A 23653-nucleotide genomic window follows, 5' to 3' on the forward strand; every position below is an offset into this window, starting at 1 on the left:
TCCGCGGAGAACCGACATGATCACTAAATTGACTCTTCGCAACTTCAAGAGCGTAGGGGAGCAGGTCTACGAATTCACGGCTTTTGATCTGCTGGTTGGCCGCAATAACAGCGGCAAGAGCACAGTCCTGCAGGCCATGGCAATCTGGCAGTTCTGTGTGGATGAGTTCCATCGCTCTCGCCGCACCGGCTCGACTGGCATTCAAGTCGTTCTGCCGAACTTCACAGCACTTCCAGTGCCTGAATTCATCCTTCTTTGGAAGGACCGCACCGATCGAAATTACCCCGTGGATGAAACCTCGGGCAAGCGCAAGCAGGAGTTCATCCTGATCGAGATTCTGCTGGAGTGGCAGGACTCGGCGGGAAAGACGCAGCATTTCGGAGTGGAATTGCGCTACCACTCGCCACAGACCATGTATGCCATTCCTGCCGGAGGTTGGGCAAACTTCCGCGAATGCGAAAAGGCAGGCACTCTGCCTCGCATCGCTTACGTTCCGCCGTTTTCCGGACTGGAGCCCACCGAAAAACGGCTTGACGTTCCGCCCATGCGGCAACAGGTGGGCAAAGGACAGCCGGGCAGCGTGTTACGTAATCTCCTGCTTCAGGTGAGCACCGCATCGCCCGCGAAACCCAAGAGCAAGAAAGGCCAAGTCACAGCCCTTTCTGATTGGGAAGAGCTCGCCGCGATCGTCCGTCGCTGGTTCAGCGTCGAGATCAGTCAGCCGCGGTATGACTCGACCAAGGATGTCTTCATTGCCGTCGAATACTCCCGGGATGGCAAGGACTACGACATCATTTCCGGTGGTAGCGGCTTTCACCAAACATTGACACTGCTGGCGTTTCTATTTGGCTATCAGCCAACCACCATTCTGCTGGATGAGCCGGACGCGCATCTGCACGTCAACCTGCAGCGCGAGATTCTGGACTACTTCAAGAGGAAGTCCCAGGAACACGGCATCCAGTTCCTGATTGCGACGCATGCCGAAGAGTTTGCTCGAGGCGTAGATGCCAGCCAAATCGTCTCTCTGCTCAACCGTGTGCCCAAGCGGGTCGATTCGACGCCAGCCGTACTTCGTGCGATGGCCGACGTATCAAACGAAGAAGTCACGCGGTTGACGGAATCACCCTACATCTTGTACGTGGAAGGTGAAACCGACGAGCGAATTCTTCGCGCCTGGGCAGATGCCTGTGGTGCGCAGGATGCGATGGACAAAGTGTGCTTCAAGGCTATGGGCGGTGGCGGCAAAGCCAACATGAAGGAACGTGCTGACCAGCATTTCTCCGCGTTGCAGCAGATCATCCCAGCCGTTGCGCGGTTGATGCTGTTCGACTTTGATGATGCCGACGATGCTTTCCATCCCCCGGCAAACAATCCCGTCCTGTTCGAGTGGAAGCGCAAGAACATAGAGAACTACCTGTTGGTTCCCGATGCGTGGAAACGTGCGGCGCTTTTGAAGCTTCGGCTAGAAGAGGATGATCTCTTCGCGCGATCGGCACTGAACACTATCGACGCGTTCTTCCGCGACGAGAACCTGACACTTCCGCCCGGCAAGACGTGGCGAGACGTGTCAGCCAACGTGTTCTCTGTCGTTGACGGCAAGCGATTGTTGTTTGAGAACGGCAACAGCTTGTTCCAGCAAGTCAAGCAGAATGATCCACCACTCCAACTCATCCGGGAGGAGGTTGCGCTGGCCATGGAAACAGACGAAATCCACGAAGACGTGCATGCCTTCATCGGCAAACTGAAATCGATGACGGGTAGCGCCTGATGGATTTCCGCATCGCCGACACCTTCACCGACAGCCTTGCCCGCTTGACCGGCGAGGAGCAGAAGCTGGTCAAGACCACAGCCTTCGACCTGCAGATGAACCCGATGAACCCGGGGATGCAACTGCACCGCATCGAGCAGTCAAAGGACAAGCATTTCTGGTCGGCGCGGGTGAGCCGCGATCTGCGATTGATCATTCATCGCACGGAAGCGAGTTTTCTGCTGTGCTACGCCGCGCATCACGACCGGGCCTATCGTTGGGCCGAGCGCCGCAAGCTGGAAGTGCATCCCACCACTGGTGCCGCTCAATGGGTGGAAATACGGGAGCGGATCGAGGAGATCATCGTCCCGTCGATGCCTTTGCCTGCCGGGGCTTCTACGGGGACGGTGCCTTCGCCCAAGCGAGCTTTGTTTGCTGACCGGCCCGACAGTGAGTTGCTAGCCTATGGCGTGCCAGCCGACTGGTTGACCGACGTGCGCTCAATCACCGATGAGAATGAACTGCTGTCTTTGGCGGATCATCTTCCGTCCGAGGCCGCAGAAGCGCTGCTTGAATTGGCGACCGGCGGGCGGCCCGCATTTGCCATGGCCGCCGTCACGGGCGCCAGTCCTTTCGATCACCCCGATGCGCAGCGCCGCTTCCGGGTGATGCACGATGTGGAGGAGTTGGAGCGAGCTCTCGACTTCCCCTGGGACAAATGGACGATCTTCCTGCATCCCGCCCAGCGCCAATGGGTCGAGCGCAGCTACAGCGGCCCTGCGCGCATCGCTGGCTCGGCCGGCACCGGAAAGACCATCGTAGCGCTGCATCGTGCAGTGTTCCTTGCGCGCAGCCAGCCAGACAACCGCGTGCTCTTGACCACCTTTTCTGACACGCTGGCGCATGCGCTGCATGACAAACTGCGGCGGCTGATCAGCAACCAGCCTCGATTGGCAGAACGCTTGGAGGTGTTGTCGCTGAATGCGATTGGTCAGCGCCTGTACCAGGCTCAGGTGGGTCCGGCGCGCGTCGCCTCGGAAGATGTGTTGCGCGAGCTCATGCAGTCGGCGTGGGACGAGTGCGCGGCCAAGTTGAATGGTATGAAGTTCAGCCCCTCCTTCCTCTTCAGCGAATGGGAGGAGATGGTCGATGCCTGGCAGCTTGACCGCAGGGAATCCTATCGGGATATCAAGCGCCTGGGACGCAAGACCCGGCTGTCCGAATCCCAGCGTGCAGCGCTGTGGCAGGTATTCGAGCACATGCAGCGCAAGCTTGCGGACCGAGGATTGCAAACCTGGGCTGGCTTGTTCACGCAGCTCGCATCGGCACAGTCTCGGCGCGTGGCCGCAGGCCAGGCCCCCGCCTTCGATCACGTGGTGGTTGACGAAGCCCAGGACCTCAGCGTGGCACAGCTTCGCTTCCTATCGGCACTGGCCGGTGGCGCCCCCAACGGACTGTTCTTCGCCGGCGATCTGGGACAACGCATCTTCCAGCAGCCGTTCTCCTGGAAATCGTTGGGCGTAGACGTCCGAGGGCGCTCACGAACCTTGCACATCAACTACCGCACGTCGCACCAGATCCGCATTCAGGCGGATCGGCTGCTGGGCTCGGAGGTCTCGGATGTGGACGGCAACTCCGAAGAGCGCACGGGCACCGTCTCCGTATTCAATGGCCCCACCCCCATCATCCGCCTCTTCAAGAATGAAGATCAGGAAACTCACACTGTGGCGAACTGGCTGCGCGCTCGCATCTCGGAAGGCTTGCCCGTGCGCGATATGGCGGTCTTTGTGCGCGCTGATGCACAGATGGACCGCGCACGTGCGGCTACTGAGCTTGCGGGCATTGCGTATACCGTGCTGGATGGCCGCCTGACGGCGCTCACGGCAATGCCTGGAATGGCCCCGGACGAGCTGAACATCGCCACCATGCACTTGGCGAAGGGGCTGGAGTTCAGGGCCGTCGCAGTGATGGCCTGTGACGATGAAGTGCTGCCACTGCAAGAGCGCATTGAATCCATCGCGGACAAGGCGGACCTTGAGGAGGTCTACAACACGGAGCGGCACCTGCTCTATGTGGCATGCACACGTGCCCGCGATTGGCTGTTGGTCACTAGCGTCGAACCAGGGTCGGAGTTTCTTCAAGATCTGCAAGATGTCCGTTTGGCAACATGATGTTTGTACCTCGTCGCAGACGCCTCTTTCCTGGTTCTAAAGATGCGATGCGAACAGGCACGTTTGAGTAGTGAAATTGCGGCACACAGCGGTCTTGGGCTAAACAGGCCGACTGATAGACTTCCCTCCATGCGCACGCTGGAGAGCCGTTGCAGTGGCATGTCGCCTCACCGCAGCCCAGGCATCTTGTGGGGTAAATCGTGGGGAAATGCAGGCCTACAACCCCAATAGGCCATGAAAATCAACGACTTGGAGCGCATCTCACGCTTCAGGTGCAAAACATAGAGTGATGTTTCCTGGCATCCCATGCCACTCCGAAACGACGCTCTAAGCTGTTGATTTTCAATGGAAAATTCTTTCATGCAGTAGCACCACGTCCCAGGCAAGTGCAAGCTTGCTGGCGGGTTCTGGAGGGTTCGTTGGCGGGTTCATCCCACCGAATCCACTTTCCAACGGCCATCCGGAACCCAGACCCGCCAAACACTGCTGGAGGCTGGGCCATGACTGGGTTTACACAAAATGTTTCAGATCGAACGCTGCGAGCTTGGCTGAACGCCGGGCCCGTAAACAAAGGGATCGGCGGTGGCCTGATCTTCTTTGCGAAAGAGGCTTCCGCCCGCCAGGGGCAAGCTACCTGGATCCTCCGCTACCGCATCGGCAACCGTCGACCGGAAAAGGTCCTGGGACGCTATCCGGACATCACTCTCAAGGAAGCCAGAGAGCTCGCTCGACGTGACCGTGCGTTGGTCCAACAGGGCATCGACGTCAGCGCAAAAAAGCGCCTGGAAAAGCCCAAGGCCCTCGAGATGGAGGACGTTCGAGTCCTTGGCCAAGTCTGGTACGAACGACATATTCTCAAGAAGATCAAGAACCCCGCCGTCGTGGAACGGGTTCCCCGACGTCGTGATGGGCTGGCTGGAAGAGGTGATGGTGTTCTCGGGCAACAGTGAGTACCTCTTCCCTGCCCGGCGCAAGGTCCGTTCGCGCATGGGCAAGCCTGCCACGAACCGGTTTCCGCACATCTCCCCTGACACACTCAACGTCGCCTTGGGACGCTTGACGACCCTGGAAATCGCGCACTTCACAGTGCACGACATGCGGCGCACCGCGCGAACGCACCTGGCCCGCATGGGCATCGCCCCTGACATCGCGGAGCGAGCCCTGAACCATGCGATTCAATCGACCGAGGGCATCTACAACCAGTACGACTACTTGCGAGAGCGCAGACTTGCCCTGACCAGGTGGGCAAACTACCTGCATTCGCTGGAACAAGGAACAGCGCTACCGAACGACGATGCAGCCGAGGACGACGACGAGGCCGCACAAGCCGCGAGCGGGTCTGTCATTCGCACGGCACTGCCGGCGGGACTGCGGTGGAGAAACGCATCCTGACAAAGAAAGATGCGGTCGCGTGGTGGCTCTCACCCGCGACCGCCGAAGCGATCGCACTTGAAACTTCAGGGCGCATCCACGGCAGGCGGCCTTCGTCATTTCCGTTTTCCTTGCTTGCATTGAACCACTCAGCAAGGGATACGTTTTTCGGGGGCAAGGTCACTGCAGCCGCAGGAGGTGCCCGAGGTCTATCGCAGCGAGGGCTTGCCGGCCCTGCCTGCCAGTCACAGTTTCAGCGAACTGCTGACAGTGTTCCCGCTGTAGCCCGAAAGAACCGGATCAGTCCAACTGCTCGAACGTCGTGAAACCGCGAGGGCGCCAGGCGGCTTGGCCTTTTCGGTCTGCAGGTCGGAGAATCGCCTGCCTTTCAGATCCGACCCGGCTGGAATGACAGCGCCATCACGCGGCCCCATTCGCTTGAGCACGAATCGGCGCCGCCATCGGATCCCGGCCTCGTCTTCGTTGAGGATCGCTCGGGTCCGGTTGAGTCTTCGATCGCTGCGGACTGGGAGTGCACGCACCCGCCTGGCAAGTTGCTGGGAAGCAAGGTGGCAGATGATCAGACGCCGAGCGCGTACGGCAGCGTCTCCTCCCCGTACCCGTGCGCCCAGGGAGGCTGGATCAGGCCATGGTTGGCCAGCAACGAGGTGACCGTGTGCTCGCTGACATCGTAGTGCTCCGCCGCGTCCTCGATGCACGACTCCGAGTAGTCGCCATCGAGAAACTCCTTCAGCTCGTCGATCGGGCACAGAAACTCGGCGGCGAAGGCCCGCTGAAACTTCTGGCGCGAGGTCGAGAGGTCGGTCGAGGTCAGCCATTGCGGCGTGTCCCGGGTCTGCACGAGGTCGGCGATGAAGCGCGACAGCTCGAAGCGCCGGGACACCGGATGCCGCTTGCGCGGCATGAACTTGAACCGTCCCGCGGCCTGGAGGACACCGATCCCCGATGGTCGTTTGACGCCCGCCTCAGGGTGCTCCACCGCATCGTCCCCCTGCAGACCCAGCAGATCCTGCAGCGTTTCATTGCGGACCTTACCCTCGCCAACGCCGATCGCCTCCCGCAGAGTACATGCCGCCGCGACCGCACGCACCCAGGGAGGCTCGGCCGCCGATCTTGGTGGCGCGAGTTCGAGGTCGGGCACGGCGGGTTTGCCAAGCAGGCCCGGCTGCTCACGCAATTCGTTCAGCGCGGCAAGCGATGGCTCCGGGCCGAACTTGCCGTACAGCGGTGCCAGCTCGGCCAGGGCTCTGCCGCCCATCGCGCGATTGAAGTCCAGGGCCTGTTCGATCAAGTCCTGCGGGCATTCATCCGGGTCGTAGCCGAGGGCCGCCTCGATCTGGCGATAGCGGGTCGCCTCGGCGTCCTGGCGATCCGCCTGGACGAGTTCCCACAACTGCACCAAGTCGGAATCGCCCTGTCCCACCGCCGCCAGCCGCCGCACGACAGCGCTGATGAACTCGTCGACGCCGGCTTGGAACTCGCCGAGCGGCATGCTCACTGCGCATTCGGCGAGGTAACGCACCGACTGCTTCTGCGCGGATTGGGGCGCCGTCGCCCACACCTGCATCACCTCGTTGTCCGAGGCAAACACGACATGGGGCCAGACGTAGCCATGGTTCGCCGCCCCTATCTCATGCGCCATGCGCCAGTCGGCGGCGGGCCGCCCACCCTGTTTGGGCAGCGGTTCCCAGTTCAAGCGCCACCACGATGCCGCGAGCCACGATGCGAGCGGATAGGTTGACACGAGGACGCTGTCGCGCAGCGTCTTCGACCACAGGTCTTCGTTCCGGGTGACGACGGTTTCGCCGGCATGCAGCGTCAGGAAGGCCGAGGTCTCCCGGACCTCCACGGGACCGCTCCCCGTGGATTGCCAGTCGGTCGTGAAACGCAGCTTAGGCATGGGCGCCACCATCTGCCCATCGTTCGGCGACCTCGCTGGCGAACGGGTCACTGTCCGGCATCGGGTAGCCGTGGTACACGCCGTTTTCGGCATTCTCCAACTGCGCTTCGAGCGGCCAGCCCTGGGCCGTCACCGACCAGATGTTCTTGGGCCAGTCGCCGACGGAACGGTCGCTCACGAGCCCCTTCGTCAGCCCGTGCTTCAGCAGGTCGAGCGCCTCGGCCCGCGTGAAGACGCCAATGCTCTCGCACAGCGACTTGCCCGGTCGGGGATCGGCAGGCGGCGTCAGCCCGAAGTCTCCTGGATTCTTCTTGTGCTCTGGATTGCCACCATAGTTCACGCGCTGCGCGAGTTGGGCCAGGCGCGCCAATTCCGGCGCATCACATGCCTTGAGCCTGCGCTTTGGGTTGAACTTGGTGTAACGCTGCTTCAAACGAAATCCACGGGAAAGGGGTGCTCACTTGCACGGAATTTGTAGTGTAAGCGGCGCCCATCCTTCTGCGGTTCTACGACCTCGCCGTCGCGTGTCCGCGTGGCCTCATGTTGATAGCTTCACGTCCGCCTTCTTATATCTTTCAGATCATTCAAACTTCAGTGGTCAAGGCGTGGTTGCCAGCCTTGATTGCTGAACTGGTTGACTCACCACCGTGCAGCCTGTGCCTCCTGCGAGCCCGAGCTCGAATCTCAGCCCAGGGCGCACGGTGGTCTGTTTGTTCTGCCGCATCCCGAATGGTTGACCGAACACATTTCGTATTCATAAGGCTGGGAGCCACAGGACTTGTATGAGTGAACCCGTTTATGTAGGTATCGACGTGGCCAAGCGCACCTTCGAGGTGGCCGCCACTGGTCAAGCACAGACCTTCAGTCTTGGCAACGATGAGGCCGGGCATGCCCGGCTGTGCCAACTGCTGGCGCCGCTGTCGCCGCGCCTGGTGCTGCTGGAGGCCACCGGCGGCTACGAGCAGGACCTGGCGCTTGCCTTGTCCGCGGCAGGCTTGCGTGTGTCGGTGATCAATCCGCGCCAGGCGCGCGACTTTGCCCGTTGCATGGGCAAACTGGCCAAGACCGATCGCATCGATGCGCAGGCGCTGCGCGGCTTTGCCGCCTTGCTGGACGCCCAGGGTCACGAGCCGCGCATGCTGGCCGACGAGCAGCAGCGCGAGTTGACCTCCCTGGTGGTGCGCCGCCGCCAACTCGTGGCCATGCTGGTGGCCGAACGCCAGCGACTGGCCCTGGCACATCCCAAGGCCAAGCCCAGCATCTTGCGGATCATGGCTACCATTGCCGAGCAACTCAACGACCTGGACGGGCAGCTCAAGGAGCATGTCCTGGCACACCACGCCGATTTGGCGGCCTTGCTGACCTCGGTCAAGGGCGTGGGTCCCACCACGGCCAGCACGCTGCTGGCGCAACTGCCCGAGTTGGGCCAGCTCCATCGCAAGCAGATCACCTCGCTGGTGGGCTTGGCCCCCATCAATCGGGACTCGGGCACGCTGCGTGGACAGCGCCACATCTTCGGCGCTCGCGCCGACGTGCGCCGCGTGCTGTTCGTGGCCGCCTTGGTAGGCACACGCTTCAATCCCGTGCTCAAAGCCTTCTATGCAAGGCTGCTGGCCGCCGGCAAGCCCAAAAAGGTCGCTCTGCTCGCCTGCATGCATGCACAAGCTGTTGGTCATCTTGAACGCTATCGCTCGCACCAAGTCGCCTGGGCGCAACGAACCGGTTTGACTTAGTCATTCAAGATGGTTGCCCTCGACGAGGCCCACCGGATCGACCAGGAAGGTCCGGATGATCGAGGGATAGAGGCTCTTGTAGTCCAGCACCACGACGGAGTCGTAGAAGCCCGGCTTCGAGTCCATCACGTAGCCGCCGGGGTAGGCCTTGCTCGCAATCTCGCCCACGCTCGGCGCCACGTAGCCCAGGCGGTGCATACGCGGCAGGTAGTGGTGGCTGAACGCGGCAATGGAGCCGCCGAAGTGGTCGGCCTGCAGGCCGGTGGCCTGGGCCCGCTCCATCATGAACTGCAGCAGCTTCGCCTTGTCGAAGATGCGCAGCACCAGCTCGCAGTCGCGGATGTTGTAGTGCGCGAGCGCGGGCTTGTCTTCCTGATACCGCGGCTCGATCTCGGCCATCTTGTCGTACTCGTCGCCGATGGCCTTGCCTTCGCCGAGCAGCGCTTGCGAGACGCTCTCCAGGCTGAACGACGGGAAGCTCCACACCGCAGCCTTGAGTGCGTCGATGCCGTCGAGGATGACCCGGCCCGGCATCGGCGCGAACAGGTAGCCCTGCTTGCCCGGATGGGTGCGCCACTCGATGGGGCGGCGCTCGCGCCCCAGGAGCAGCGGCACGCGGCAGTCGTTGGCGGTCTTCTGCAGCACGCGCAGGTCGAACTGGATCACGTTCCACCCGATGAGGACATCGGGGTCGTTGCGCTCGAACCAGCCGTTGAGCTGTTCGATCATGGCCTTGCGCGACGGGCAGTAGACGAGCGAAAAGTCCATGGGCACACCGCGCTCATCCGGCTCGGAGGGCGGCTCGCCCAGCATGAAGACGACACGCTCCGGCATGCCGTCCAGCGCAATGGATAGAGCCCTTCATGCTGGCTCGTCTCGATGTCCAGTGACACGACCTTCAACACCGGCCGGAATTCGGGCGCGGGCTTGAGCTTGCAATCGGCGATCGTGGTGCCCTCTGCCCGCCCGCCTTCCACCCGCACGCCGGCGGTGATGAAGCGCTCCATGAGGTAGCGGTCGTGCGGGCGCACATCGGCTTCGAGCAGCGGAATGCCCTCGGCCTGGAGCGCGCGCGCCAACCGGCCCAACTGGCGAAAGTGCGTCGCGTAGACTCCGAGCACGGCGTCCTGCTGGAAGCTCCTGAGCGCGAGCTCGCGCAGCCGCACACCGGTCATCGCGGCCAGGTGCGCCTCGACCGCCGCCCGGTGCCGCGCGGCGACGAACGCGACGCTGCTGCGAGAAGTCAGCACCACTTTTCTCGGCCCCGCATCGGTCGCCAGCCAATACTCGATTTCCGTTCCGGCGGGCGCATCACGCCAGTGGCGCGTGAGGATGAAGCCCTGGAGTTCGGTGGAGGTCACGGGCGCAGGAAGATCGGGCAAGGCGGGAGGGCGGGCTTGGGAAGCGGCGATTTTCGCCCGGCTGCAGATTGGAGACCGGCGACCGCAATCAACTTGCATCCGCCCGGTCAATCCCGTACGCTGGCCCGGCGTCCATGCGCACCGTCCGAGCCCTTGCGGGCCGCCGGGCCGGCCTTGCGGACGCGCAAAGGAGACCCGCCATGCCAAGCCGATCGAACGGCCTCGCGGCCGAAGTGCAAGCCGTGCGAACCCTGGCGCTCGTGGGCGCCGCGGCTGCCGGCAAAACCTCCCTCGCCGAGGCCTTGCTGTTCACGGCGGGTGCCATCGGGGCGTGCGGCAGCATCGAGCGCGGCAGCACCGTCAGCGACCACGACCCGCTCGAGCGCCGCATGCTGCATTCGCTCAACGCCTCGGTGATGCACCTCACGCATGCCGCCACGCGCATCCACCTCATCGACACGCCCGGCGGGCCCGACTTTTTGGGCCAGAGCCTGCCGGCGCTGGAGGCGGTCGAAACGGTGGCGGTGGTCATCAATGCCGCCACCGGCATCGAGCCGATGGCCGTGCGCATGATGGACTACGCCGCCTCGCGCCACCTCGCGCGCATGATCGTCGTCACCAAGATCGATTCGCAGGGCGTCTCGCTGGCCGGGCTGCTGGCCGACATCCAGGCCACCTTCGGCCGCGAATGCCTGCCGCTGAACGTGCCCGACGGCGTCAACCGGCAGGTGATCGATTGTTTCTTCAACCGCTTCGGGCGCTCCGACTTCGGACCGGTCGAGGCGGCGCACCGCGCGCTCGTCGAGCAGGTGGTCGAGGTCGATGCGGCCTTCGTCGAGCGCTACCTCGAGGAAGGCGACGTGGACCCGTCCGAGCTGCACGCGCCGCTCGAGCAGGCGCTGCGCGAAGGCCACCTGATTCCCGTGTGCTTTGTCTCGTCGCGCAGCGGTGCCGGCGTGGCCGAGCTGCTCGACATGATCGTCAAGTTCCTGCCCGACCCGACCGAGGGCAACCCGCCGGAGTTCATGGTCGGCGAGGGCGCGCAGGCCCAGCCCATGAAGGCCCTGCCCGATCCGTCGCTGCATGTGCTGGCGCATGTGTTCAAGGTCACCATCGACGCGTACGTCGGCAAGATGGGCATCTTCCGCGTGCACCAGGGCACGGTCACGCGCGACAGCCAGCTCTACATCGGCGACGGCCGCAAACCCTTCAAGGTGGGGCACCTGTTCATGCTCCAGGGCAAGGACCATGTCGAGGTGTCGCGCGCGCTGCCCGGCGACATCGTGGCCGTGGCCAAGGTCGATGAGATCCATTTCGATGCCGTGCTCCACGATGCCGCCGAAGACAGCCACGTGCACCTGGCGCCGCTGCCGTTCCCCGTGCCCGTGTACGGCCTGGCCATCGAGCCCAAGCGCCACGGCGACGAACAGCGCGCCTGGGAAATCCTCGGCAAGCTCGCGGCCGAAGACCCGTGCCTGCGCATCGAGCATGTGGCCGCGACCAACGAGACCGTGCTCTACGGCCTGGGCGAGCTGCACCTGCGCATCGCGCTCGAACGCCTGCGCGAGGTGTACCACTTCGAGGTGCTGACGCGGCCGCCGCGCATCGCCTACCGCGAGACCGTGACCGCGCCGGCCGAGGGCCACCACCGCCACAAGAAGCAGAGCGGCGGTGCCGGCCAGTTCGCCGAAGTCTTCCTGCGCATCGAGCCACTCGCGCGCGGCGCGGGCTTCGCGTTCGCCGACGAAGTCAGGGGCGGCGCGATCCCGAGCCAGTTCATCCCTGCGGTCGAGAAAGGCGTGCGCGAGGTGCTGGCCTACGGCGCGATCGCCGGCTACCCCGTGGTCGACGTGCGCGTCGTGGTGTACGACGGCAAGCACCACAGCGTCGACAGCAAGGACATCGCCTTCGCGACCGCCGGTCGCAAGGCCTTCATGGCCGCGATCCGCGAGGCCCGTCCGGCCGTGCTCGAACCGATCGTGCAGATCGAGATCGCCGTGCCCGAGCATTCGGTGGGCGATGTCACGAGCGACCTGTCGTCGCGGCGCGGCCTCATCACCGGCACCTCCGGCGAGGGCGGCGGTACCGTGGCCATCGGCGGCCAGGTGCCCGAGGTCGAGCTGGCCAACTACCAGTCGCTGCTGCATGCGATGACCAGCGGCCAGGGCCGCTACACCATTGCGTTGTCGCACTACGAGGCCGTGCCACCGGCTGTGCAGAAGACGCTGATGGGCGAGTACCGGGGGCGTGAAGAGGAGTAGGCGCGCGCAGGGCCCTTCATTCGAACCTGATGGCCTGAGCGCCCTACCTGGCGCGATTCAAAGCGGCCGCCGGATCGGCGCGCGCCACGACGGGCCTGTGATCTGCATCGCGAAAGCGGACCGAAGCGCCCGAACGCTTCGCCGCATCGCTGCGATCCATTAGAAAAGCCACGAGTTTCTCTTCCATCTGCACCGTGGCGCACCACGCAATTTTCAATCTCTCCTCTGAGATCTGACTCCGCGCCCGTGAAAACCCCGATTCATCCATAAGCGATTCTTATCAGTTCGGTCTGAAAATCTTGATGGAAATCGGTGCACCCCACTGCCATCATCCCCGACAGACAGGGCATGCACGGCACCGCACCGTGGTCAACCACCCATGTGGCGCCTCGCAGGCGGCACGATCGACGAGGAGCAGATGACGACACTTGCATCGAACCTGGCACCGGCCAGCCCCGCGTACACGCGCAACAAAGCCCACATGCTGGATCTGGTGGAACAGGTGCGCGCGCTCGAGCAGCGCGCGGTCCTGCGCTCGGCGCGCTCGGCCGCCAACTTTCACGCGCGCGGCAAGCTGCTGCCGCGTGAACGGCTCGCCCACCTGCTGGACTCGGGCCGCCCCTTTCTCGAACTGATGACGCTGGCGGGCTACTGCGGCATCGAGGACCGCGACCCAGCCACCAGCATCCCGGGCAGCGCGCTGATCGTGGGCATCGGCCACATCTCGGGCGTGCGCTGCATGGTCGCCGTGAACGACGCGGGCATCAGCGCCGGCGCGATGCAGTCACTCACCGGCCAGAAGTTGATCCGTGCGCAAGAGATCGCGCTCGCGCACAAGCTGCCTTTCGTGCAGCTGGTGGAAAGCGCGGGCGGCAACCTCAAGAAGTACCGCGTCGAGCGCTTCATCGTCGGCGGCGGCATGTTCTACAACCTCGCGCGGTTGTCGGCGGCGGGACTGCCGGTGATTTCGCTCATCCACGGCTCGTCGGCCGCCGGCGGCGCCTATCTGCCAGGGCTGTCCGATTACGTGGTCATGGTGCGCCAGCAGGCGCGCGCTTTTCTCGCGGGTCCCGCGCTGCTCAAGGCGGCCACGGGCGAAGAAGCCACCGAGGAAGAACTCGGCGGTGCCGACATGCACGCGCGCACCTCGGGCCTGGCCGACTACGTGGCCGAGAACGACCTGGACGGCATCGCGCGCATCCGCGACATCCTGCGCGCGATCGGCTGGACCGACACCGCGGTATTGCCGGCTTCGCCCATCCGTCCACCGCGCCATGACCGCGAAGACCTGCTGGGCGTGATGCCCGCTGACGCTCGCACGCCGGTGGACATGCGCGAAGTCATCGCACGCCTGGTCGACGACTCGGACTTCCACGAGTTCAAGCAGCTGTATGGTGCACCCACCGTGTGCGGCTACGCCACCGTGCACGGCCAGCCGGTCGGCATCCTCACCAACAACGGGCCGCTCGATCCGGCGGGGGCCACCAAGGCCGCCGAGTTCATCCAGCTGTGCGTGCAGCTGGACCGCCCGATCCTGTTCCTGCAGAACATCACCGGCTTCATCGTCGGCCGCGCGCACGAAGAGGCCGGGATGATCAAGCACGGCGCCAAGCTGATCCAGGCGCTGTCGAACGCGCCCGTGCCGCGCATCACGCTGCTGTGCGGCGCCTCGTTCGGTGCCGGCAACTACGGCATGTGCGGCCGCGCGTTCAAGCCCGACTTTTTGTTCTCGTGGCCCAACGCCAAGACCGCCGTGATGGGCGGCGAGCAGGCTGCGATGACGATGCGCATGGTGGCCGAGGGCGCCGCACGGCGCGCGGGACGCGCGGTCGACGAAGACGCACTGGCCCAGGAGAGCCGCGAGATCGTCGACAACTTCAACGAGCAGTCGACCGCCATCTACACCAGCAGCCTGCTGCTGGACGACGGAATCATCGACCCGCGCAACACGCGCGAAGTGCTCGGCGTGGTGCTCAAGACCGCCGCCGCCGCGAAGACGCGCCCCGTCATCCCGATCCAGTTCGGCGTCGCGCGCTTCTGACGCGCGCCCTGTTCCCCACACGACAACAAGAGACAAGACAGAAATGACCATCGATCGACGTGTGATGCTGGCCACCATGGCCACCATGGCCGGCTTGGCCGCAGGCTTCGGCCCCCTCGCGAACGCCCAGCCCAAGGCCGCCTGGCCCACCAAGACCGTGAAGTTCATCGTCGGCGCCGCTGCCGGCGGCTCCGCGTCCGACGCGGCGACGCGCTTCTTCGCGAACCAGATCGCCGAGCGCAGCAAGCAGCCCGTGGTGGTCGACAACCGCCCCGGCGCCGATGGCAACCTTGCGGCCGAAGTGGTGGCACGTTCGGCCCCCGACGGCCACACCTTCCTCGTCACCGGCAACAACACGCACGCGGCCAACGTGCACCTGTACAAGTCGATGTCCTTCGACCCCGAGAAAGACTTCGCACCCGTCACCACCTATGCACGCGTGCCCTACGTGTTGTTGATCAACGGCAACCGGCTGGCAGCGCGCACCCTGAAGGACTTCATCGCCCACGCCCGCGCCAACCCCGGCAAGCTGGCCTACGCCAGCGCCGCCGTGGCCAGCCGTGTCGGTGTCGAACAGCTCAAGCTCACGGCAAAGTTCGACGCCGTGAACGTGGCCTACAAGTCGGGCGCGCAGGCCATGACCGACCTGCTCGGCGGGCACGTCGACTTCTACATCGCCGACGCCGTCAACGCGCTGCAGCAGGTGCAAGCGGGCCGCGCGATCGCGCTCGGCGTGACGGTGGCCGAGCGCCTGCCGGCCGCACCCGACCTACCGACCATCGCCGAGTCGGGATTTCCGGATTTCGACTTCGCCTCGTGGCTCGCGGTCTGGACCAGCGCGGGCACCCCGCCCGAGCTGGTGCGCGCCGCCAGCGCCGCGATCAACGACGCCATGGGCTCGCCGGCCGGCAAGCAGTTTCTCGAGAAGCAGGGCCTACTGCCCTACCCGGGTTCGCCCGAGGCGCTGCGCACGCTGCAGCAGCGCGAGACGCTGCGCTGGGGCCAGGCGATCAGGGCCGCGCAGATGGTCGCCAACTGAACGCGCGACGCACGAGATGTCATTCGCCTACACATCGCTGTCGTTCGAGGTCGTCGAAGACCGCATCGGCCTGCTCACGCTGCGCTGCCCGGCGCAACACAACAGCCTGAGCGAAACGCTCAAGACCGAGTTGCGGCGCCTGCTGGCCGAGCTGTCGCACGACCGCGAGCTCGGCGCGCTGGTCATCACCGGCGAAGGCCGCTCCTTCTGCAGCGGCGGCGACCTGCGGCACCTGAAGAACGCCGAGCGCAGCGCCGACTTCGACCGGCGCCGCATCTACCAGTTGCACGACTGGGTGCAGCCGCTGATGAACCTGGAGATGCCGGTGATCGCCGCGGTCAACGGACCGGCGATCGGCGCAGGCTTCGGCCTGGCACTGGCTGCCGACTTCATCCTGTGCGCGCCCGAGGCGTACTTTCGCACCTCGTTCAGCCGCGTCGGCCTGGTGCCCGACACCGGCCTGTTCTTCACGCTGCCGCGCATCGTCGGCCTGCAATCGGCCAAGGAAATCACCTTCACGGGCCGCAAGGTCGATGCGGCCGAAGCCCTCGCCTTGCGCATCGCACTCGCCGTCCATGCGGGCGAACGGCTGATGGACGAAGCCATGGCACTCGCACGCCGGCTCGCGCAGGGGCCAACCGCCGCCATCGGTGCGAGCAAACGCATCCTGAACCAGTCCTTCCACCTCGATGCGCGGGCACTGGTCGAGATGGAAGCCGCAGCGCAGGCCATCTTCTTCCACTCCAGCTTCCACCAGCAGGCCATCGACGACTTCGCGAGCGGCACGCCCTTTCGCTACGACTGGGAGCGGCCACACTGAACGGCCGCCCTCTACCTTCCTTCTTTTCATCCACCCTTTTTCTTCTGCCTCACGACCATGCTGACTCCTGAACACATCGCCCTCCAAGACAGCGTTCGCCAGTTCATCGCGCGCGAGATCACGCCGCACATCGACGAATGGGAAGCCGCCGAAATCTTTCCCGCGCACGACATCTTCAAGAAGCTCGGCAACGCCGGTTTCCTCGGCGTGAACAAGCCCGTGGAGTTCGGCGGCATGGGCCTGGACTACTCCTACGAGATCGCCTTCTGCGAGGCCATCGGCGGCATCGGCGCCGGTGGCGTGGGCATGGCCATCGCGGTGCAGACCGACATGGCCACGCCGGCACTCGCGCGCTTCGGCTCCGACGAGCTGCGCGAGCGCTTCCTCAAGCCCACGGTGGCGGGCGACTACGTGGTGTGCCTGGGCGTCTCCGAAGCCGGCGCCGGCTCCGACGTGGCCTCGGTGAAGACCACGGCGCGCAAGGACGGCGACGACTACGTGATCAACGGCTCCAAGATGTGGATCACCAATGGCTTGCAGGCCGACTGGATGTGCCTGCTGGCCAACACCGGCGGCGAGGACCCGCACCGCAACAAGTCGTTGATCTGCCTGCCGCTGCGCGAGAACGGCAAGCTGCGCCCCGGCATCACGATGAACAAGATCAAGAAGGTCGGCATGTGGTCGTCCGACACCGCGCAGGTGTTCTTCGACGACGTACGCGTGCCGCAGCGCTACCGCATTGGCGAAGAAGGCAAGGGCTTCATCTACCAGATGAAGCAGTTCCAGGAAGAACGCCTGAGCGGCGCCACGCGGCGCGTTACCGCGCTGATGAACGTGGTGCACGAGACCATCGACTACACACGCCAGCGCAAGGCCTTCGGCCAATCGATCCTGGACAACCAGGTGGTGCATTTCCGCATGGCCGAGCTCAAGACCGAGATCGAACTGCTGCGCTCGCTGATCTACCGGGCCGCGCAGGTCCACATGGCCGATGGCGACATGACCGAGCTGGCCTCGATGGCCAAGCTCAAGGCCGGCCGGCTGTGCCGCGAGGTCACCGACTCGTGCCTGCAGTACTGGGGCGGCATGGGCTTCACCTGGGACAACTCCGTCTCGCGCGCCTGGCGCGACCTGCGGCTCATCTCCATTGGCGGCGGCGCCGACGAAATCATGCTCACCATCATCTGCAAGCACATGGGCATCCTGCCCAAGCGCGCCGCCTGACCATGCGCTTCGACACCCTGCTGATTGCCAACCGCGGCGAGATCGCCCTGCGCGTCATGCGCACCGCGCGCCGCATGGGCCTGCGCACCGTCGCGGTGTATTCGGACGCCGACGCCGCCAGCCTGCATGTGCGCGAGGCCGACCTCGCGGTGCGCCTCGGGCCGGCCGAGGCCAACGCCAGCTACCGGAACATCGAGGCCATCCTCGATGCCTGCCGGCGCACGGGCGCCCAGGCCGTGCACCCGGGTTACGGCTTTCTTTCAGAAAACGCCGCCTTCGCGCAGGCCGTGGCCGACGCCGGACTGGTGTTCGTCGGGCCCTCAGCCCGCGTGATCGACCTCATGGGCAACAAGGCCCAGGCCAAGGCCGCGATGCGCGAGGCCGGCGTGCCCACCGTGCCGGGTGCGCCCGCCTCAGGCAGCGATGCACAGGTGCTGGAGGCCGTGCGGCGCGTCGGCTACCCGGTGATCCTCAAGGCTGCGGCCGGCGGCGGCGGGCGCGGCATGCGCGTGGTGCACGAGGAAAGCGCACTGCCCGAGTTGCTGCGCCAGGCGCGCTCCGAAGCGGCCAGTGCCTTCGGCTCCGACGAGATCATCATCGAGCGCGCGATCGAACGCGCGCGCCACATCGAGATCCAGGTGCTGTGCGACGAACACGGCCACCAGTTGCACCTGGGCGAGCGCGACTGCTCGACCCAGCGGCGCTTCCAGAAGGTGATCGAGGAGGCACCCTCGCCGGCCGTCGATGCCTCGCTGCGCCACGAGATGGGCGAGATCGCGCGCAAGGCCTGCGCCGCCATCGGCTACACGGGCGTCGGCACGCTGGAGTTCCTGCTGGGCGCCGACCGCTCGTTCTACTTCATGGAAATGAACACGCGGCTGCAGGTCGAGCACGGCGTGACGGAGCTGATCACGGGGCTGGACCTCGTCGACCAGCAGTTGCGCGTGGCCCAGGGCGAACCGCTGGGCTTCGCACAAGACGACGTGCGCTTCCAGGGCCATGCGATCGAATTGCGCGTGTGCGCCGAAGACCCGGCCGCGGGCTTCATGCCGCAGGTCGGCCGCGTCGACCGCTGGCGTGCCGCGCCCGATGTGCGTACCGACACCGCGCTCGAAAGCGGCACGGCGGTGAGCCCGTACTACGACTCGATGGTCGCCAAGGTGTTGGCCGTCGCGCCCAGCCGCGACGAGTGCCTGGGCAAGCTCGTGCGGGCCTGCGAACGCACGGTGCTGCTCGGCGTGCGCTCCAACCTGGGTTTTCTCTCGCGCTGCCTGCAGCACCCCATGTTCCGCGCGGGCGAAGCCACCACCGGCTTCCTCGGGCAGGAAGACCTGCACGGCGCGCACTGGCAGGCCCAGCCGTCGGCGCACGCCGAAACGGTGGCAGCGCTGGTGCTCGGTGGCATGACCGCCGCGCCCAACGCCGCCGAAGCACGGCTGTGCCCGACCGCCGAGCTGTGGCTCGTGCCTTCGTTCGATACAGCCAGCGCCACCCGGTGCGGCCCCGGCGGCGAGGCGCGGCGGGTGTCCATCGCGCACAGGGCCGACGGCAGCCTGAACGTCGGCGTGCATGCGGCGGCTGCCACCTCCGACGACGCGCAAGCGCCGCGCCATGTCGACAGCCTGCACATCGCCGACGGCGAGATCGGCTGCGCCGTCGACGGCCTTTACCGCCGGCTCGCCTTCTTCAGCCCCGACGCCGACAGCGTGTGGGTGCAGGACGGCGCCGATGCGCACCGCTACCAGCGCGTCACGCGCTTTGGCAGCGGCAACAGCGACGGCGCTCAGGACCTAGTGTCGCGTCACGGATCAGATGTCGTAGGCTGCGCGCAGCCATCGGAGCGCAGCGCAAGGCGCATCGCGCAGCCAATACCGGGCGTATTGGCAAGCGATGCAACGCCGCGATGCGCTTCGATGGCCAGCGCAGACCGACAGATGATCGGTGACGCGACACTAGGCGTGCGTGCGCCGATGAGTGGCCGCGTGATCGCGCTGCCGGTGAAGAGCGGCGGCCGAGTCGAAGCAAACCAGCCGCTGGTGGTGATGGAGTCGATGAAGATGGAAATGCCGTTGTGCGCCCCCGGCGCGGGGGTGGTGGGACAGATCCTGGTGGAGGTGGGCAGCCAGCTCAGCGCCGGCCAGGTGCTGATGGAGCTCGTCGCCGAATGAACACGATCGCACACACATCCGCGTCCGCCGCGGACCGAACCCTCTACATCGGCGGCGCCTCCGGCTTCTGGGGCGACTCGCAGATCGCCGTGCCGCAGTTGCTGCAGGCGCCCAAGCTCGACTACCTGGTGTTCGACTACTTGGCCGAGACCACGATGTCGATTCTTCAGCGCGCGCGCCTACGTAACCCCGACCTCGGCTACGCGACCGACTTCATCACCACTGCCGTGAGGCCGAACCTGCGCGCACTGATGGAACGCAAGGTGCGCCTGGTCTCCAATGCCGGCGGCCTGAACCCCGCGAAGTGCCGAGATGCGCTGCTGGCGCTCGCTCATGAGCAAGGGCTCTCGCCGCGGATCGCCATCGTCACGGGCGATGACGTGCTCGAACTCGGTGCGCAGTTCCGCGACACGCCCGAAGCCGGCACCGCCACTGCCGCTCCGGCGCCGCTGATGTCGGCCAACGCGTACCTGGGCGCCTGGCCCATCGCCGAAGCCTTGCGCGCAGGCGCCGACATCGTCATCACCGGCCGCTGCGTCGACAGCGCCTCGCTGCTCGGCATTGCGGCCTATGAGTTCGGCTGGTCGTTCGACGAGTACGACAAGCTGGCCCAGGCCAGTCTCGCGGGCCACCTGATCGAATGCGGCGCGCAGGCCACCGGTGGCCTCTTCACCGACTGGGAAACCGTGCCCGACTGGGCCGGCATCGGCTACCCGATCGTCGAGCTGCGCGCCGACGGCAGCTTCGATCTGTCCAAGCCCGCGCACACGGGCGGGTGCATCCATCGCGCGACCGTGGCCGAACAGTTGCTCTACGAGATCGGCGACCCCACGCGCTACGCCCTGCCCGACGTGGTCTGCGACTTCACGCAGGTGCGCATCGAGAACAGTGGCGACGACCGCGTGCGCGTCACGGGCGCACGCGGACAGGCGCCGTCAGATGTCTACAAGGTAACGACGACGTTCCAGAAGGGCTTCCAGATCGCGATCATGATGGCGATCCGCGGGCAGCGTGCCAAGGCTAAGGCCGAGCGCACCGCACAGGAACTGCTCACCCGCACGCGGCGCCTCATGCAAGAGCAGGGCTTTGCCGACTACAGCGGCACGCTGGTGGAACTGCTGGGCGCCGAGTCGATGTACGGTCCGCACCGCCGCGTGGAAGAAAGCCGCGAGATCGTGCTGCGCATCGCGGCCCAACACGATGATCGCAAGGCGCTGGAGATCCTGCAGAAGGAATCCGCTTCGGCGGGCACCTCGATGGGGCCGGGCACGCGCAGCCACTTCGGCGGGCGCTCCGACGTACAGGGCGTAATCTGCACGGCGTCGTACTACATCGACAAGGCGCAGGTGCCGGTGCGGCTGCAGACCGATGCGCGCGAGCCCGCGATCACGTTGGCGGCGCCGGTGCCGCGTGCAGATTCGCGCGATGTTGCAACTACATCGCAGCCCGACGCGCCGACACCGGCCGTTGATGAAGCCGACAGCGTGCGTGTGCCCCTGTCGCACTTGGCGCAAGCGCGCAGCGGGGACAAAGGCAACGACGCCAACATCGGCGTGCTCGCGCGCCAGCCCGAATGGGTGCCGGTTCTGCAGCAGCAGCTCACCGCCGCGCGCGTGCGCGACTACTTCGCGCACCTCATGGAAGGCCAGGTCACGCGCTTCGCGCTGCCCGGCATCGGCGCCTTCAACTTCTTTCTTGAGCGTGCACTCGGCGGCGGTGGCTCGTGCAGCCTGCGCTCCGACCCGCTCGGCAAGTGCTACGCCCAGATGCTGCTGGACATGGAGGTGTCCTGCCCCCGTGCCCTGCTGACGGCCGGCCCCTGAGCGCCCGGCGCCCCGGAACAGATCACAAAAAAGGAGACATCCCATGCCGACCGCCAGAAGACAGTTCCTCGCCACCGCACTCACTGCGGCACTTGCCACCAGCCTGCCGTTCGCGGCCAGCGCGCAGGCGCTGGAAAAGCCCGTGCACATGATCGTGGCCTACGGCGCAGGCAGCGCGACCGACACGATCGCGCGCTACCTCGCCGAGAAGATCTCGCGCAAGAGCGGCCGTGCCGTGGTGGTGGAGAACAAGCCCGGCGTCGACGGCAACATCGCCGCGGAAGCCGCCACGCGCGCCGGCGCTGAGGCGTACACGTTGCTGGTGTCCGGCGCCTCGACACATGCGGCCAACGCCACCATCTACAAGAAGCTGCCCTTCGACCCCGTGGCCGACTTCACACCACTCGCCACGCTGGCGCAGGTGCCCTTCGTGCTGCTCGTGAACCCGCAGCGCATTGCGCAGCGCACGCTCAAGGAATTCCTGGCCTGGGCCGGCGAAGGCGATCGCAACCTGTCGTTCGCGAGCACCAGCGTGGGCAACCGCATCGCGGGCGAGCAGTTTCGCCAGGTCACGCGCATGAAGGCCGTCAACGTGCCATACCGCGCCAGTGGCCAGGCGATGACCGACCTGCTCGGCGGGCAGTTCGACTTCTACTTCTGCGACGCGGCCACGGCTCTGCCGCAGATCAAGGCCGGCAAGGCAGTCGCGCTCGCGGTGTCGACAGCCAGCCGGCTCGCACAGCTGCCCGAGGTGCCGACGCTGGCCGAATCGGGTTATGCCGGTTTCGACGTGGCCTCGTGGATTGCGATCTGGAGTGCCGTGGCTTCGACGCCGCCGGCCGTGTCGACGCAGCTTGCCGCCTGGATCGGCGAAGCGCTCGATGCGCCCGAAGGCCGCGAGTTCCTGCAGGCCAAGGGCTTGCTTCCCACGCCAGCCTCGCCGCAGCACCTGCGCGCGCTGCAACAGCGCGACACGGTGGCCTGGGGCAAGATCATCCGCGACACGGGCATGCAGCAGCCCTGAGCGAATGCAGGTGCTTCAGCGCGGTGCGATCAATGCGCTGAACTTCTGCGCGCTCTCGCTGCAGTCGTTCACGCGCGAATAGAGCCGGTAGCCGATCGACGGCAGCGGCGGCAGGCCCAGCTCATGATCGACCACCTTCATGTCGGAGGTCAGCATCTCAATGGTGCGCGGCGTGATGCCGAGCCCCGCGCGCAACGCCGCGCGGATGCCGGCCAGCGTCGAGGTCTGGAAGGTCGGGCGCCAGTTGCGCTCCTGCTGTGCCAGCGCCTCCAGCGCCATGCCGCGGAACGGGCAGGCCGAGTCGATCAGCACCAGCGGCAGCGCCAGATTCTGCTGGTAATGAAAGCGCGCGCCGGCCAACCACACCACGGGCGAGGTGCGCAGCACGACGTGATGAAACTCTTCGTGCGGCGCCACGTCGACCACCAGGTCAACATCACCCCGCCGCAGCGCCGATGCAAGCCAGCGGCTGCGCCCGACCTGGATGTCGATGCGCAGGCTCGGGTAGGTTTCGGCGCACATCTCCAGGTACTCGGGCATCAGCGTGTCGACCGCGTCGGCGCAGGCGCCGATCTTCACGGGGGACTCGAAGACCTCCTGCGTTATCGCGCGGTAGGCCTCGTCGTTCAGGCTCAGGATGCGCCTCGCGTACTCCAGCAGCCGCACGCCCTGGTCGCTCAAGCGCTTGTTGCGCCCTACGCGCGTGAACAGCGCGCAGCCCACCACCGCTTCGAGCCGCTGCATCTGCAGCGAGACGGCAGCCTGCGTGCGAAACACGCGCGCCGCCGCGACCGCGAAGCTCTCGCGCTCCGCTGCGGCCACGAAAGTTCGCAGCAGTCCCATGTCCAGATCACGCGTTTCCATAAGCAGTGCTTAAGAGTCAGTCGATTCTTGCGGATTATCTAACTGGATCATTGCTTGCGCCAAACCCATGATCGATTTGGCATTC

15 protein-coding genes and 2 pseudogenes are annotated in these 23653 nt (G+C 65.5%); 13 read left to right on the forward strand and 4 right to left on the reverse strand.

Features of this window, described 5'->3' with window-relative positions:
* Window positions 1-16 precede the first annotated feature (16 nt).
* The 4 genes from VEIS_RS20210 (at window position 17) to VEIS_RS29940 (ending at window position 5310) form a co-directional block, all read left to right on the forward strand.
* On the forward strand, window positions 17-1768 hold the full coding sequence (locus VEIS_RS20210) for an ATP-dependent nuclease (RefSeq protein ID WP_011811865.1): 1752 nt from the start codon (window positions 17-19) through the stop codon (window positions 1766-1768).
* Window positions 1768-3918 (forward strand): UvrD-helicase domain-containing protein, encoded by a 2151-nt coding sequence (locus VEIS_RS20215; protein WP_011811866.1) that lies wholly within the window; start codon window positions 1768-1770, stop codon window positions 3916-3918. The genes VEIS_RS20210 and VEIS_RS20215 overlap by 1 nt, the downstream gene beginning before the upstream one ends.
* Window positions 3919-4418: 500 nt before the next feature.
* Window positions 4419-4868, forward strand: a complete 450-nt coding sequence (locus VEIS_RS29935; protein WP_198137903.1) for a DUF4102 domain-containing protein — start codon at window positions 4419-4421, stop codon at window positions 4866-4868.
* Complete coding sequence (locus tag VEIS_RS29940) at window positions 4825-5310, forward strand: tyrosine-type recombinase/integrase (protein WP_011811868.1); 486 nt, start codon at window positions 4825-4827, stop codon at window positions 5308-5310. The genes VEIS_RS29935 and VEIS_RS29940 overlap by 44 nt, the downstream gene beginning before the upstream one ends.
* Window positions 5311-5869: 559 nt before the next feature.
* On the opposite strand, the gene VEIS_RS20225 is transcribed toward VEIS_RS29940, so the two are convergent.
* Together VEIS_RS20225 and VEIS_RS20230 are read right to left on the reverse strand one after the other, a co-directional pair.
* Window positions 5870-7210: an ImmA/IrrE family metallo-endopeptidase gene (locus tag VEIS_RS20225; protein ID WP_011811869.1), complete on the reverse strand. Its 1341-nt coding sequence runs from the start codon at window positions 7208-7210 to the stop codon at window positions 5870-5872.
* Window positions 7203-7643 carry a hypothetical protein gene (locus VEIS_RS20230; protein ID WP_011811870.1) on the reverse strand — a complete coding sequence of 147 codons (441 nt, stop codon included), beginning with the start codon at window positions 7641-7643 and terminating at the stop codon, window positions 7203-7205. Before VEIS_RS20230 ends, VEIS_RS20225 begins: the two co-directional genes overlap by 8 nt.
* Before the next feature lie 349 nt (window positions 7644-7992).
* Here VEIS_RS20230 and VEIS_RS20235 point away from each other — a divergent pair.
* Window positions 7993-8938, forward strand: a pseudogene (locus VEIS_RS20235) (IS110 family transposase).
* A gap of 14 nt (window positions 8939-8952) precedes the next feature.
* On the opposite strand, the pseudogene VEIS_RS20240 reads toward VEIS_RS20235, so the two are convergent.
* Window positions 8953-10304 (reverse strand): annotated as a pseudogene (locus tag VEIS_RS20240) (3'-5' exonuclease); the annotation flags it as partial.
* Window positions 10305-10504: 200 nt separating this feature from the next.
* Between VEIS_RS20240 and fusA the strand changes: the two are divergent.
* From fusA to VEIS_RS20285, 8 genes are all read left to right on the forward strand, one after another.
* Window positions 10505-12565: an elongation factor G gene (gene fusA, locus VEIS_RS20245; protein WP_011811874.1), complete on the forward strand. Its 2061-nt coding sequence runs from the start codon at window positions 10505-10507 to the stop codon at window positions 12563-12565.
* Window positions 12566-12983: 418 nt separating this feature from the next.
* Window positions 12984-14606 (forward strand): acyl-CoA carboxylase subunit beta, encoded by a 1623-nt coding sequence (locus VEIS_RS20255; protein ID WP_041951101.1) that lies wholly within the window; start codon window positions 12984-12986, stop codon window positions 14604-14606.
* Window positions 14607-14649: 43 nt separating this feature from the next.
* Complete coding sequence (locus tag VEIS_RS20260; protein WP_011811876.1) at window positions 14650-15645, forward strand: Bug family tripartite tricarboxylate transporter substrate binding protein; 996 nt, start codon at window positions 14650-14652, stop codon at window positions 15643-15645.
* Window positions 15646-15661: 16 nt separating this feature from the next.
* On the forward strand, window positions 15662-16465 hold the full coding sequence (locus tag VEIS_RS20265) for an enoyl-CoA hydratase/isomerase family protein (protein WP_011811877.1): 804 nt from the start codon (window positions 15662-15664) through the stop codon (window positions 16463-16465).
* 57 nt (window positions 16466-16522) lie between these two features.
* A complete protein-coding gene (locus VEIS_RS20270) occupies window positions 16523-17689 on the forward strand; it encodes an acyl-CoA dehydrogenase family protein (protein ID WP_011811878.1) in 1167 nt (388 codons plus the stop codon).
* Between the two features lie 2 nt (window positions 17690-17691).
* The gene (locus VEIS_RS20275) at window positions 17692-19857 is read left to right on the forward strand and encodes an acetyl/propionyl/methylcrotonyl-CoA carboxylase subunit alpha (RefSeq protein WP_011811879.1); all 2166 of its coding nucleotides are present in this window, start codon (window positions 17692-17694) and stop codon (window positions 19855-19857) included.
* Complete coding sequence (locus tag VEIS_RS20280; protein WP_011811880.1) at window positions 19854-21680, forward strand: acyclic terpene utilization AtuA family protein; 1827 nt, start codon at window positions 19854-19856, stop codon at window positions 21678-21680. The genes VEIS_RS20275 and VEIS_RS20280 overlap by 4 nt, the downstream gene beginning before the upstream one ends.
* A 43-nt stretch (window positions 21681-21723) precedes the next feature.
* On the forward strand, window positions 21724-22704 hold the full coding sequence (locus VEIS_RS20285) for a Bug family tripartite tricarboxylate transporter substrate binding protein (protein ID WP_011811881.1): 981 nt from the start codon (window positions 21724-21726) through the stop codon (window positions 22702-22704).
* Window positions 22705-22719: 15 nt separating this feature from the next.
* Here the strand turns inward: VEIS_RS20285 and VEIS_RS20290 are convergent, their stop codons facing one another.
* Entirely contained in the window at window positions 22720-23547 is an 828-nt protein-coding gene (locus VEIS_RS20290) for a LysR substrate-binding domain-containing protein (RefSeq protein ID WP_232287761.1), read from the reverse strand.
* Window positions 23548-23653: the final 106 nt, after the last annotated feature.

Origin of the sequence: Verminephrobacter eiseniae EF01-2, assembly GCF_000015565.1 — a bacterium.
GTDB classification, from domain to species: domain Bacteria; phylum Pseudomonadota; class Gammaproteobacteria; order Burkholderiales; family Burkholderiaceae_C; genus Acidovorax; species Acidovorax eiseniae.

Coding starts and splice junctions, on each gene's coding strand:
- VEIS_RS20285 (WP_011811881.1), top strand. CDS start 21,724: ATGCCGACCGCCAGAAGACAGTTCCTCGCCACCGCACTCACTGCGGCA.
- VEIS_RS20290 (WP_232287761.1), bottom strand. CDS start 23,547: ATGGGACTGCTGCGAACTTTCGTGGCCGCAGCGGAGCGCGAGAGCTTC.
- VEIS_RS29935 (WP_198137903.1), top strand. CDS start 4,419: ATGACTGGGTTTACACAAAATGTTTCAGATCGAACGCTGCGAGCTTGG.
- VEIS_RS20270 (WP_011811878.1), top strand. CDS start 16,523: ATGCTGACTCCTGAACACATCGCCCTCCAAGACAGCGTTCGCCAGTTC.
- fusA (WP_011811874.1), top strand. CDS start 10,505: ATGCCAAGCCGATCGAACGGCCTCGCGGCCGAAGTGCAAGCCGTGCGA.
- VEIS_RS29940 (WP_011811868.1), top strand. CDS start 4,825: ATGGGCTGGCTGGAAGAGGTGATGGTGTTCTCGGGCAACAGTGAGTAC.
- VEIS_RS20275 (WP_011811879.1), top strand. CDS start 17,692: ATGCGCTTCGACACCCTGCTGATTGCCAACCGCGGCGAGATCGCCCTG.
- VEIS_RS20255 (WP_041951101.1), top strand. CDS start 12,984: ATGACGACACTTGCATCGAACCTGGCACCGGCCAGCCCCGCGTACACG.
- VEIS_RS20225 (WP_011811869.1), bottom strand. CDS start 7,210: ATGCCTAAGCTGCGTTTCACGACCGACTGGCAATCCACGGGGAGCGGT.
- VEIS_RS20215 (WP_011811866.1), top strand. CDS start 1,768: ATGGATTTCCGCATCGCCGACACCTTCACCGACAGCCTTGCCCGCTTG.
- VEIS_RS20265 (WP_011811877.1), top strand. CDS start 15,662: ATGTCATTCGCCTACACATCGCTGTCGTTCGAGGTCGTCGAAGACCGC.
- VEIS_RS20280 (WP_011811880.1), top strand. CDS start 19,854: ATGAACACGATCGCACACACATCCGCGTCCGCCGCGGACCGAACCCTC.
- VEIS_RS20260 (WP_011811876.1), top strand. CDS start 14,650: ATGACCATCGATCGACGTGTGATGCTGGCCACCATGGCCACCATGGCC.
- VEIS_RS20210 (WP_011811865.1), top strand. CDS start 17: ATGATCACTAAATTGACTCTTCGCAACTTCAAGAGCGTAGGGGAGCAG.